General features: G+C 39.6%; 8 protein-coding genes. 3 read left to right on the top strand and 5 right to left on the bottom strand.

The genetic code is table 11. From position 1 onward, the window contains the following. Positions 1–18: 18 nt before the first annotated feature. A complete protein-coding gene (locus GSQ84_RS18475; protein ID WP_158798768.1) occupies positions 19–627 on the bottom strand; it encodes a hypothetical protein in 609 nt (202 codons plus the stop codon). 92 nt (positions 628–719) lie between these two features. Between GSQ84_RS18475 and GSQ84_RS18470 the strand changes: the two genes are divergently transcribed. Then, the gene (locus GSQ84_RS18470; protein ID WP_158798767.1) at positions 720–1,397 is read left to right on the top strand and encodes a hypothetical protein; all 678 of its coding nucleotides are present in this window, start codon (positions 720–722) and stop codon (positions 1,395–1,397) included. A gap of 50 nt (positions 1,398–1,447) precedes the next feature. On the opposite strand, the gene GSQ84_RS28090 is transcribed toward GSQ84_RS18470, so the two are convergent. Then, a complete protein-coding gene (locus tag GSQ84_RS28090) occupies positions 1,448–1,612 on the bottom strand; it encodes a hypothetical protein (RefSeq protein ID WP_254070906.1) in 165 nt (54 codons plus the stop codon). A 417-nt stretch (positions 1,613–2,029) separates the two neighbouring features. On the opposite strand from GSQ84_RS28090, the gene GSQ84_RS18460 reads away from it, so the two are divergent. Further along, positions 2,030–2,689, top strand: coding sequence for a DUF6624 domain-containing protein (locus GSQ84_RS18460; protein WP_158798766.1), 660 nt, complete (start codon positions 2,030–2,032; stop codon positions 2,687–2,689). 387 nt (positions 2,690–3,076) lie between these two features. On the opposite strand, the gene GSQ84_RS18455 is transcribed toward GSQ84_RS18460, so the two are convergent. The 3 genes from GSQ84_RS18455 to GSQ84_RS18445 form a co-directional block, all read right to left on the bottom strand. Next, positions 3,077–3,718, bottom strand: coding sequence for a DUF4276 family protein (locus GSQ84_RS18455; RefSeq protein WP_158798765.1), 642 nt, complete (start codon positions 3,716–3,718; stop codon positions 3,077–3,079). Continuing rightward, positions 3,718–4,959: an AAA family ATPase gene (locus GSQ84_RS18450; RefSeq protein WP_158798764.1), complete on the bottom strand. Its 1,242-nt coding sequence runs from the start codon at positions 4,957–4,959 to the stop codon at positions 3,718–3,720. Before GSQ84_RS18450 ends, GSQ84_RS18455 begins: the two co-directional genes overlap by 1 nt. Before the next feature lie 180 nt (positions 4,960–5,139). Further along, positions 5,140–9,282: a hybrid sensor histidine kinase/response regulator transcription factor gene (locus tag GSQ84_RS18445; RefSeq protein WP_158798763.1), complete on the bottom strand. Its 4,143-nt coding sequence runs from the start codon at positions 9,280–9,282 to the stop codon at positions 5,140–5,142. 194 nt (positions 9,283–9,476) lie between these two features. Between GSQ84_RS18445 and GSQ84_RS18440 the strand changes: the two genes are divergently transcribed. Next, complete coding sequence (locus GSQ84_RS18440; RefSeq protein ID WP_158798762.1) at positions 9,477–12,653, top strand: glycoside hydrolase family 2 TIM barrel-domain containing protein; 3,177 nt, start codon at positions 9,477–9,479, stop codon at positions 12,651–12,653. The last annotated feature ends 1 nt before the right edge of the window (position 12,654 follow it).

Below are 12,654 nucleotides of genomic sequence, written 5' to 3'. Positions count from 1 at the left end.
CTCCAACAGCTGTAGGCATCAGTGCTTTCGGCTATAGATAATCAAGATTATAGTTGTAGCCAACCAAAGCAATCCAATTATGCCAAGCATGTGGCGTCCCACTTTCGTAGAAAAAAAAGTAGGTTGGAGTTCTATCCTACCATTAACGGGATTATCTTCATTATAAATTTTTACATGATCCTTAACGCGATATATGATATCACTTTCATCATTAATTTTTTGTTCTACAAAAGAATATTGCCGATTACTGCCGTCTTTAAAATAGATTTTTAAGAAAGAAGAGTGATCTCTAAACGCTTCAGTTGTGAAATATGATTTGATATCCTGATACAGATATTCATTTTCTTCTTTGACATCACCTGTCGCATTATCAAAAATTTGTATTAAAATCGAGGTTTTAGACAGGGTGATTACACTTTTTTTAACAAATGGCTTTCTGAATTTTTTCAAGAAAATAAAGGGAAGAACTCCAAAAACGAAGAATCCAATAAACATAATGACCTCGATGCGTAAATGTAATGCCAAAAATATTGAACCGTATATCCCACCTATAACATAAAATAAAACCAAAATCATATATTTCTTTACATTAATGATTTTGACATCTAACGTTTCAATTTCTTTCATAACTTTATATGTAGAGCCCTTATTTATTAATTACATGTTCCTCTAAAATAAAATTATTACAAGACCATTTGATGAAGATAAACAGATTTTTTATGTTATGTACAATTTTAGTGCTAACCACCTTAAAAACGTTTGCGGTTTCAACCGATACAGATTCGCTTGTTAAAGGGATAAATTTTGAACTGCATTTAATTCAGAAATTTAATGAGGGACACTATGAATGTATGGCAGTTGGCATATCCGTTATCAATAAATCTGGCCACGATGTCTATATGCCAAATTTATATTTCGAGTTATTGAGTAGGCTTTCCTTGTATAAAAAGACTAATGACTCATCATATGATCAAAAATTAAAAAACATCTATAATTTCACAATAGATACTGTACATCTTATGCGCAATTATGTTATGCCGACAAACGCTATAAATAAGATAGTAGCAAAAAGAGTTTACATCAGTGAGAATGGAGGTTATTTGACCACAAAAATAGATAGTATCAGCGATAAAGCGTTCACGATTATTTTAAGAGACTGTAATTCAATATTGCCGTTTATAAAGGATGGAGCAACACTCCAGGATTTTATGGTGTTTGATATTGACTGGCTGGCTAAAGAAAAAGGTGAATATAGAATCTGTTTAGAACAAACAGGAAATAACGCAGGTGCTACTCTTTCTGGTTCTTGTAATCTTCCAAATATACTTTATAGCTATAGGAAAGAACGGAGTTTGAGCTCATACCATGCTGAACCACTATATATTTCTATTTGGTAATTTAATTCCGAACCCTGCCGGCTTACCGGCAGCAAAGAGTGTAGAAAACATTATAACCTCCTGATTATCGTATTTTTCTTCTGATCCTGCTCAAAGAAGATTTTGTAATCCCTAAGTAGGATGCCAAATAGTGCAGCAGCATAAACGTTATACCCGTTTTGTGCTAACTCAATTGCGGTTGCTTTACCTATTCCGGCAGAAGCACCTGTAACCAATACTGTTTTTATTCCTTATTGTTTAAACCGACAATGCAAAAATTCGCAATTTAAAAATGAAAGCTGTTGCCATTTGGCAACAAATGAAAAACACCGGTTTTAAGGACGAATAATTTGCCGATATATCTGCCAGCATTCACTAAAGAATTCTGATTGGGTTGCTTATATAAATTCTCATTTTATCTCATCCACAACCGTTTTCTCACTCAGTTTTTCAAGCATTTGCTTGATTTCCGGTTCCAAACCTTTTTAGTATACGATAGCGATAGTGGTTGGTTTTAATTCTGAAAGCAATTTTAAAAGCAAAAATACAATAGGTAACTAAATCGTTATGAGGTAAACAGATAAAAATTGTTAATTTTAATGCAACCTTTATTACCTTAACACTTGTAATCAGACCATTCAAAATCCCTATTTATGAAGTCCTCACTGTTTTTTTCGTTAATCCTAGTTTGTCTTATTTCCACAGTATCGGCCCAAAAGAAAATTAACCAGCCTTTGTGTGACAGTTTGAACAATTGGGTAGTGGTAGATCAAATTGCAGCCAAGCCAGCAGAAGGGATATACAAAACAATGAGCAAGGATCAATTCCAGCATTTTAGAGACAGCGTATTTACAACTCATCAAATGCTGATCAGTAAGATATTCGATAGTATCGGTTATCCCGGATACGATGTAGCAGGCGAAAAAGGTGCCTACCAATTTTGGTTACTGGTGCAACATTGCGATAAACAACCAGAGTTTCAGCAAAAGGTACTTGTGGCGATGGAAAAGGAAGTTGCCAGGAAAAATGCTAATCCTAAGGACTATGCTTATCTAACAGATAGGGTTAAAATCAATACCGGTCAGCAACAGGTTTATGGAACACAGGTAACTTACAACCCAGATATTTGTCAGGCAATCCCTAAACCGCTTGTTGATAGTAAAAATGTAAATCAGCGTCGAAAAACAATGGGATTGGGTCCAATTGAAGAGTACCTGAATTTCATATCCGAACACAATTTCGAAATGAATAAAGCTAATTATGAGTCCAGAGGCATCAAAGGCCCTAAGCTGGTAGAGGTTCCTGCCTCATAGGCATGTTGTTAGGGAGCAAAATGGCCTTATTCAAACCTTCATCATCGGCTGCTGTTACTTCAGGCCTTCTTTAATAAGTCTCAACCTTAAACCGATTGATTGAATCCCGTTGATAAAATGATAGTCTACGCAAATCTTCCATAAAATAGTTTGAGAACCGACTAATAGGGCTACTAAATTTAGATTTCTCGAAAAAATATAAACGTCTACACTTCGAATAACCATAAGGTTTCAATTGTTACATCGAATGGTTCAAATTCTTCTCTAGCAAACAAGGATGTTTTTTTATTAATTAAATATGCATTATTGGAAAGTGATAACCTTTTAACCGCTTATTCTAACCAATATACAACTACATAAATCAAACAAGCTTATACGGTATATAGTCTATTTTTTAGCAACTGATTTCTGGGCAGGTACCAATGCGTGGATGGCCGTAATAGCCTGTTTAAGTTCGGGCACATTTTCATAGATCAGGCCAAGATCAAGCCCATCTACAAAACCTGCAACACGGCGACCTTTCTGGTAATGTTTCTTATACCGGTGAAACAGCCCTGAAAGAACCCTATTGTTAACTTTATCTTTATTGGGATAAGCATTCATCTTCCGTTGCTTGACAGGTACTTGCAAATGTTTGTATATGCCCCCGAGGTCGTGAAAAAACCAGGATTCAAGATCCTGCGTAGCAATCAGTCCGTGGATTTTTTTGATACGTGACCCTTCATATATAAATTCCTTCTCCAACTCGGCTAACCGCAGCAAATCAGGCGTGCTTCGATCACCTTCCCGGTCGATGGCCACAAACACATTTATATCTTCGCAGTCCTGAAAAGATCTATTTTCCAGGTATGCCTTGATCTTATTCCTTACCTTTTCCGTTACATTATATACACCCTTCAGGTTCCCGAAGTTACAACGGATCGCACGTTCGGGAATATACTTCTTAAAAATCTTTTTATAAAAATCATCTTCTGTTTCACCCTCATAAAGAAACAGGATAGAGCTCGGGTTCTTTTCCGTCTTGGCCATTAGTCGAACTCCTCCTCAGTTTGCTCAAAAAATAATTCATCAGCAAAGCTGCTGCTCCCCGAACGCAGGCGTGTTTTTAAATCCTTACGGGAGCTGGCATTTTCAAACTCACTCATCCCCTTAGCCGTAGTTCGGCTGGTAATGATTTCCTCCAGTTTACTTTTATTGAGTAATACGATGGAGTGGGAAGTGATGATGAACTGCTTATTTTCGCTGAAACTTTTCAGGAAAGCTACCAGGTCCATCAGCGCTTTGGGATGCGTCGAATTCTCAGGTTCCTCTATAAGGAAAATATCGTGATCGCTGTTCAGTACCTTGACAATAAGCGCGATCAGAAGAATGCTTCCGTCGGAAAGTTCCTTCAAAGTTTTCAGATTGCCCGCATGGCGAAAACGGAGAAATTTGATTTCTTCTTCGTTTGTCTTTTGCTTGTCGCCCGTATAGAATCTGGCCACATTTACATCATCAATGCCGAGCACGTTGTAAAGCGCACTCTTGAAAATATCCCAGCTCTCACCGTTTTCCAGGTTCAGAACTTCACTTTCAAGATCAAAAGCAATCACTCTCCCTTTATAAAGCCCTAATCGGCTCATACTATCATTTTTGGTGAGCTCAGTGTGAGAAAAATAAAATACAGGTGTCTTTAATACATTGCTCAAACACTTTTGCGCATCCATATAAGCCACATTCGATCCGCTGCTAAGCTGTAGAACACGTACGAGGCTAAAAGCATCGGGCACACCGTTTTCAAACTTAAATTTCGGGAAATCGCTGCCATAATGTACATCGTTTTCATGACGGGAAAAAATCCTTACCGGGCCGCCGGTCTTACCATTTTCCTTATAGCGAAAGCTTTCGCTGTCTATATAAAATATTGGGTGTCTCGACCGTTCACTGATCCGGTAACGAATACGGATATAATAAATAAATTTACGGTTGGTTTCTGTGTTCTCAAATTCCAATTCGGCAGATATCGCCGGGATAGCTTCTGCATCTTCGGTAATTATCCAATTGTTAGGCAATGCATTGCTGTACGACGTGCCTCTGAATCCACTGCGAAATGAGGCAGTCACTTCTTCTGAAGCGCTGTACAAAATGTAGTTCAAGAAACCGAACGACTGAATAAAATTAGACTTTCCAGAGTTGTTTGTTCCGATAATCACATTGTAATTGCCGAATACCAGTTCCGCGGATCCGATATTCCGAAAATGTTGTAATTTATAATTCACTATTCTCACCATTGCATTGTATTTTAAATAACATTAACAATAAAAACAGTCAAATATAGGTAAAAATAGTTCAATACACCCCAATTTTTGGGGTATTACATTTATTCGATATTTTATGGATAATCTTTTTTTACAACAAAGAAGTGGAATGGCAAACGTTCCAAAAGAAAATGATCCCTACTTTACAGTATATTACTGCTTTTTAAAAGCAGTAATATACTGTAAAGGTGATTTTCCAAATTCCTTTTTAAATGCCCTCGAAAAATTAGAACTGCTCAGGAAACCGGTTCTTTCGGCAACCTCATAAAGGGGAACATCTTCGTGGGTCATTATCTGAACGGCCTTTTTTAGCCTGATGGTGCGGATGAACTCTCCTACCGACTGATTGGAAATACTCTTTATCTTTTGGTAAAGCTTGGTCCGGCTGATGAACAGCTGGTTACATAAAAAATCTACATCAAGGTTTGGGTCTTTAATATTCTGTTCTACTAAACTTAAAAGCTCAGCGATAAATTTCTTATCTTTTTCGGAATGAACCAGATCTGTGGCCTGCGCAAGATAATTCTTGATGTACCGTTCTTTAACTTTTTCTGCCTTTTCAAAGATGTTCTGAACGGTTAACAACAGCAGTTCATTGCTAAAGGGCTTGGAGAAATAAAAGTCTGCTCCCGATGCCATCCCTTTAATTTTTGTTTCCAATTCATCCTTACCCGAGAGGATGATAAAAGGGATGTGACTGGTTTCAAAAGTTTCTTTGACGTTTTCACAAAATTCAATTCCATCCATATCCGGCATCATCACATCGCTGATAATTAAATCAGGGAGGTACTGGCTGGCCACGTTAAGTGCTGTTTTACCATTATTGGCCTCTAGTATAAGATATTGCGTTTTAAAAATCTGTTTTAAATAATGCCTCAAATCATCATTATCATCCACCAGCAAAATGGTCTTTTTGCTTTTTACATCCTCTTCGCCACTGATGGTTTCTTCTTCAGACACCAGCTCAATGCTAAAGGAATCAATTTTTTCAAGCTGTTTTTCTAAAGATTGATTGGGCATGATCCTTTCTGAGGCTTCATAAAAATCTGCCTCACTTGGTATGCCGATAACTATCTGAGTACCCTTTTCAGGCTCACTGTACAAATAAATATCACCTTTGTGCAATTCAGCAAGGCTTTTAACAATGGCAAGGCCTACTCCAGAACCCAAGTGCTGATGATTAACCCGGTAATAGCGGTCAAAAACTTTCGAAATCCACTCAGGGGAGATGCCTATACCCGAATCCGACAGGATAAAATAAATATAACTTTTGGCCCTTAAGGGATGTAAAAATTCAATCCCTTTTTTAAAACGGGGTGTAAAATTTGAAATATCATCTACAACGTCCAATATCACCTCACCACCGGCCTTAGTATATTTAAACGCATTGCTTAGCAAATTAAAGAGTATTTTTTCGATGACTTCAACATCTATGTATAGCGGTTGGACTGCAGTATGCTGTTCTGCCGGCTGATTGATCTTAAAGGTAATCTGCTTGCGGTCAGCAAGTATTTCAAATTCCTGTACAACATCGAGGCAAAATTGATCAATCCATACCGGCTGCACCTGAAGTTTGATGGTTTTATCCGCAATTTTCCTGAAGTTCATCAGTTCAGTTACCAGGTTTAGCAACCGCCTTGCATTTCTCAGTATAAACTGATAGCTATGATCAACCGTTGGGTTTTGGTTTTGGCCAATCAGATTTTCTATCGAGCCCATGAGTATAGTCAGCGGTGTGCGAAAATCATGAGAGATATTGGTAAAAAAAACAAGCTGCTGCTCAGAAAGTTCTTCCCGCTGCCGGTGCATATCCTGCATTCTTTTTTCATTGACCTGACGCAGCGCAATCTCACTTTTCATGCGGTACCACCTGGCCTGAAGCAGGAAAGTTGCGGATATTGCCGCTATGAAAAATACGGCATACAACAGTTTTGCCAGGTCTGACTTCCACCAGGGTGGTGAAATTGAGATGGTGGTTCTAGCACTTTCCATGCTCCACACCCCATCGTTATTGGTAGCCTGTACCACAAAGGTATAGCGGTCATAGTTCAGGTTACTGTAGGCGGCCCTTGGATTATTTCCATCGGTATATCTCCAATTGTTATCAAAACCAATCAGTTGATAGCGATAATGACATTTTAACGGATTCGCGAAGTGCATCGATGAAAAAGAGATCACAAAGTTGTTTTGCAGGTAATTGATAGCTATATCCCCGCTATATCCTATCGCCTTGCTGATGGTATTGTCTTTAGCAGATCGGGCAACGCCAAAATCCGGCTTCTGGTTATTGATTAAAATTCCTGTTAGGATAGGTTTCGCATCGACAGAATTTGACCGTATTTCACGCGGATAAAAATAGTTGAGGCCATTGATCCCGCCAAAAAACAAACAGCCATCTTTCGCTTTGTATGAAGAACCTACTTTGAAACTGTTGCCTTGTAGTCCATCGTTTTTATCAAACCTGGTCAGTTTTCCCGTTTTTGAATTGAGGGATTCTAATCCATTACCGCCCATCCAGATGTTCCCATCATCATCAATTTCCAGGCTCTCCACATCATTGAATACCCCGAAGTTACTACCGAAAGCCTTGATGTGCTGCAAACGGTTATCCTTTCCAAAAGTAAGTTTGTTTAAACCGCCCCCAATGGTGCCTACCCAATAGGTATCATTTTGCTGCCTGGCAATTGGATAGGTATAATCAGAACTCAGGGCATTCTTTTTTCCCGTTGCCCTGTACGTAGTTGTTTTAAGGATGCTGCCCTCAGCATCAACCAAAATTTGCTTTAATCCTTTGGTACTGGAAACAAAGAGCTGTGGCCTATTCTGATCTGCCTGGATAAAGTAGCCTTCTCCATAATATTTAACCTGATAAACACCTTTACTGTCCTTATATATCACACCAAATTTGTCGACGTGATTGCCGAACCAAATGTTGCCGTAACAATCTACAGCGAGGGTTTCTATACCATATTTTGGAAAGTGCTGTGCACCGGGCGGGTTCCATAAAACACTACGATTGGGTTTTAGAATTTCTAAACCGCCACCCGTACCTATCCATAAATTTTTACTTTTATCTGCAACAATCGCAGTAACCGCATCGTTTTTGAGCTTTAAGGGCGAATGATCGGAATTGAAAAAAGTCCATTGCTTCGTTTTCAAGTTGTAATGGATTAGTCCTTTGGTCATGGTGCCGATCCACAGCTCTTCACCTTCTGCAAATACCGAACGGACATAATTTCCCGACACCGAATTAATGTGCTCAGGATCGGGTTTAAGCGTATAAAAGCGTTTCTCATTCAGGTCGCAGTAATTTAGCCCGCCCCCAAAAGTGCTCAGCCACAAACATTCAGAACGATCTATGAGAATGGTGTTTATTGAAGTTGAGTTGATGCTGAACAGGCTGCTTGTACTTTCAAGAGTTTGGATAAAATTCAAATTCTGGTCCAACCTGATCAGGCGCCTACCGGTGTTGATCCAATAGTCTGACTTTCCCTTTTGCGCCATATTTTGTATATCCCTGATATCGTGATGTACAAATCTCTTCTCTATCGATAGCTGATCCTGGTTTCCGCTGGTTAAATATAAGGTATCAGCCGATGCGGTAAGGATATGATGGCTGTTGTCAAGAAATATGGTGTTTAAATTTTGATTCGATTTGCCATTGATCAATAACCGGCTGATCTTCATTTTCGTATCCATTACCCATATTCCCCTGTTGCTGGACAAATAAACCCGGCCCTTTGCATCAGTGACCATATCCGAAAAATGGACATCAGCAGGGATGTTTATTTTTATGGGATTAAGAACAGTTTTATCTACCCGATAAACTTTCAGTAAGCCCCTTTGCAGTCCATAAAGCAGGTTGTTTCCGGGCTTCACAATCTTTTTAAAATATGGAGAGGTATTTTTTATAGCCTCCGTGATTTCAACATACTGCTCCAATGCAGGATCGAAATACGCCAGGCCATCTTCGGTGCCCAACCAGATCTTACCCTCAAAATCGGGATATACAAAACGAATCCTGTTTTGATAAGCATTTTTTAAAGGTTGTTTATTGTTGTAATATTTTGTGTTTACATAACCATCAAAGCGGTTGAGGCCGAAGTTTGTTCCTGTCCAGATGTACCCCCTGGAATCTTGTGCAATATCATTAGCGTCTGTATGGGAAAGCCCTTCGTCAACAGTAAGATATTTAAATTTATAGGGAAAAGACTGACTAAAAACCGCCTGGCTGCACACAGTACTTAAAAGAAATACAGCGCTAAAAATAGCTATCCATTTAAACCAAACCATCATAAAAAATAAAACGGGCTTACCATGGTGTAAAAATGAACTTATATCCGGTTAATATACAATCCATCTACACAAATGTACGTATTGTCAAAAAAAATGTATGCAGTGGCAACCCAACAAAACGTTTTATTAAAGTTATTTGTGTTTGCACCTATTTACAATTTAAACCTGCTAACCAATTATTCCTAAACCTGATTATGCTAAAATTTACCCGGTTCATCAAGCTCTTTATCCTGCTTTTCATCAGTTATACCAATATCACACAGGCACAACAAAAAGAAAGTAGTTTCCTGTCTAAACAAGATACAGCATCGGTACCAAAAGAAATTGAGGACCCGGAAAACATCGGTATCCATAAAGAAGCTGCACATGCTACCTTAATGCCCTATGTCGATTTAAAGCAGGCACTTTTGGCAAACAGACGTGCCTCTACCTTTGCGGTGAGTTTAAATGGAATGTGGAAATTTAACTGGGTAGACTGGCCGCAAAAACGTCCGGTTAACTTTTACAAACCCGAATATGATGTTTCTGGCTGGAAGGAAATCAAAGTGCCTTCAAATTTTCAGGTAGAAGGATATGGAACACCTTACTACAGCAATTACACCTATATATTCAAAAAGGATTTCCCCCGGGTGATGAGTACCCCTCCAGAAAAATTCACTGCCTTTAAAGAGCGGAACCCCGTGGGCAGTTACCGCCGTGATTTTACGGTACCCGCTAGCTGGAAGGACCGTAAGGTTTTTATCACTTTTGATGGTGTGGATGCCGGATTTTTTATCTGGGTTAACGGACACAAGGTTGGCTACAGTGTAAACAGCCGTAACGCAGCCGAGTTCGATCTAACAAAGTACCTGCAACCAGGCAAAAATACACTCGCTGTTGAAGTGTACCGTTTTACCACCGGTAGTTACCTGGAAGATCAGGATATGTGGCGCTTGAGCGGCATTTTCAGGAATGTAACACTTTGGAGTGCCCCGGAGCAACACATCCGCGACTTTTTTATTAAAACCAACCTGGACAAGCAATTTAAAGATGCAGAGGTCAAAGTATCCACTAAAATTAAGAATTATGGTACAAAGGCAATCCGGGCAAGGGTTATCCAGGCATCACTCTATAACGGCGATGTATTCGTTAAGGGCAACCAAACTGCGGTACCGGCCCTTAAACCGGGTGAAGAAGTGAATGTAAATTTGAGTTTTAACGTTACAGCGCCATCTAAATGGACAGCCGAAACACCGAAACTGTACACCACCGTTTTAGAACTTAAAGACGGGAATAAAGATGTAGAAATTCTATCCTCAAAAACCGGATTCCGACAGATAGAAATAAAGGGCAGACAGTTTTTAGTGAACGGTGTGGCCATCAAGTTAAAGGGTGTAAACCGACATGAAAACTGGCCTGATGTTGGTCACGCGATTACCGAAGACCAGATGATCAAGGATATTACGCTGATTAAGCAGGCCAATTGTAACCATGTACGTACCTGTCACTACTCAGACGATCCAAGATGGTATGAGTTATGCGACCAGTATGGTATTTATCTGGTGGCAGAAGCCAATTTGGAGAGTCATGGTTCATGGGATGAATTTAATGAAGATCCACGCATCAAGGCGGCTATTATCGACAGAAACGTTGCCAATGTAGAGAATTTTAAAAACCATCCCTCAGTAATTATCTGGTCTCTGGGAAATGAATGTGGTAGCGGAGGTTCTAATTTTAGGGCTGCACTACAGACCATCAAGACTATAGACCCAACCAGGCCCACGCATTATGAAGGTTTTGGAATTGGGAAAGACAACCCTGCAGATATCGACAGCCAGATGTATACAGATGTGGCCAGCCTGGAAAAACATGCAAAGGATGATAAGCTGACCAAACCATTTTACCTGTGTGAATATGCACATGCTATGTTCAATTCGATGGGTTCGGTAGATATTTACAACGATCTATTCGATAAATATCCATCCCTGTTGGGCGGAGCCATCTGGGAATGGCAGGATCAGGGAATTTACAACAACAGAGATCCAAAACATCCCATTACGGCATTCGGTGGTGGTTTTGGTGAGTATCCTAATGATCAGTATTTTATCCATAAAGGGGTTGTATTTTCTGACAGGACACTTAAACCGCACTATCCTGAGTTGAAACATGCCTACCAGTGGATTACCATCGCCGCAAAAGACCTGAAGACTGGAACTTTAACCCTTAAAAACCGTTACCAGTTTACAGACGTCAATACCCTGGAAGGAAAATGGGAGCTCACGGAAGATGGAAAAGCTTTGTCGTCGGGAACTTTTAGCCCGGGATCTATCGCTCCTGGTGCAGAAAAAGAACTTAAGATCCCTTATCAGGTACAGCCGAAACCTGGTGCAGCCTATTTTTTAAGGGTTTCTTTTCATTTATCTGAAGATAAAATTTGGGCAAAAAAAGGATATGACGTTGCGTCACAACAATTTGAATTGCCTATCAATATTCCTGAAACCCCGGTAAAGGTTAGCGGTGTATTAACGATGAACAACTCGAAGTCAACTATTAAGATTAAGGGGGCCGACTTTTCCCTGGAGTTCGATAAGGTGAAAGGTACGTTTTCAAAGATGGAGAAAGCCGGCAAAAACATCCTTCAGCCTGGCGGAGGCCCGATGTTACATTTATGGCGTGCACCCCATCGTAAAGATGATATGTGGATTTATCCGGAATGGGAAAAGAACGGTTTAAAAAATATCAGTTGGTCGGTAGACGAGATAAATGCCACTCAGCTAAGCAAGAACAAGGTTAAAATTCAATTAAGCCTTACCGGAACTGGAAAACAAAATTTTGTAGTTCATCATAAGGTGACTTACACGATTGATGCCAATGGCTTAATTCTTTCAGAAAACGTGGTTGATTTTAGCGACCCTAAATTGATCCTGGCCAAAATTGGGGTGCGCCTTTTTCTGGACGAACAATTAACCGAATTTGATTATCTGGGACGCGGGCCCATGGAAAATTATGCAGACCGCAAAAGCGGGTTTGACATCGGTCATTATTCAAGTACGGTAAAACAACAGATGACACCTTATGAAAAACCTATGGAAAACGGCAATCATGAAGATGTGCATTGGGCCAACATACAAACGGATGGCGGCATAGGGTTAACTGTTAAACAAGGTACAGATTTATTTCAGGTAGCAGCCCTCCCCTACAGCGACGAGGAGATGGAAAATGTAGAGTATAAAATTGACCTGCCTAAAAGCAAGGGAACAGTTTTAAACATTAGCCATAAAACCCTTGGCGTAGGCTCATGGGGTTGCGGGCCCAAACCACTGGAACCCTATTTGGTGTATGCAAAACCCACTTCGTTCAGTTATCAGATTTTGTTAAGGGCTAAAAAGTAAG

It is taken from the genome of Pedobacter sp. L105, from assembly GCF_009765875.1.
GTDB lineage: Bacteria > Bacteroidota > Bacteroidia > Sphingobacteriales > Sphingobacteriaceae > Pedobacter.
Note: the sequence above shows the minus strand (reverse complement) of the source record. Positions and strands in the feature narration are given on the sequence as shown.

What these genes read in the sequence shown, in the direction of transcription:
- GSQ84_RS18475 (WP_158798768.1), bottom strand. Translation starts at nt 627, where the DNA reads ATGAAAGAAATTGAAACGTTAGATGTCAAAATCATTAATGTAAAGAAA.
- GSQ84_RS18460 (WP_158798766.1), top strand. Translation starts at nt 2,030, where the DNA reads ATGAAGTCCTCACTGTTTTTTTCGTTAATCCTAGTTTGTCTTATTTCC.
- GSQ84_RS18440 (WP_158798762.1), top strand. Translation starts at nt 9,477, where the DNA reads ATGCTAAAATTTACCCGGTTCATCAAGCTCTTTATCCTGCTTTTCATC.
- GSQ84_RS18470 (WP_158798767.1), top strand. Translation starts at nt 720, where the DNA reads ATGTTATGTACAATTTTAGTGCTAACCACCTTAAAAACGTTTGCGGTT.
- GSQ84_RS18450 (WP_158798764.1), bottom strand. Translation starts at nt 4,959, where the DNA reads ATGGTGAGAATAGTGAATTATAAATTACAACATTTTCGGAATATCGGA.
- GSQ84_RS18445 (WP_158798763.1), bottom strand. Translation starts at nt 9,282, where the DNA reads ATGATGGTTTGGTTTAAATGGATAGCTATTTTTAGCGCTGTATTTCTT.
- GSQ84_RS18455 (WP_158798765.1), bottom strand. Translation starts at nt 3,718, where the DNA reads ATGGCCAAGACGGAAAAGAACCCGAGCTCTATCCTGTTTCTTTATGAG.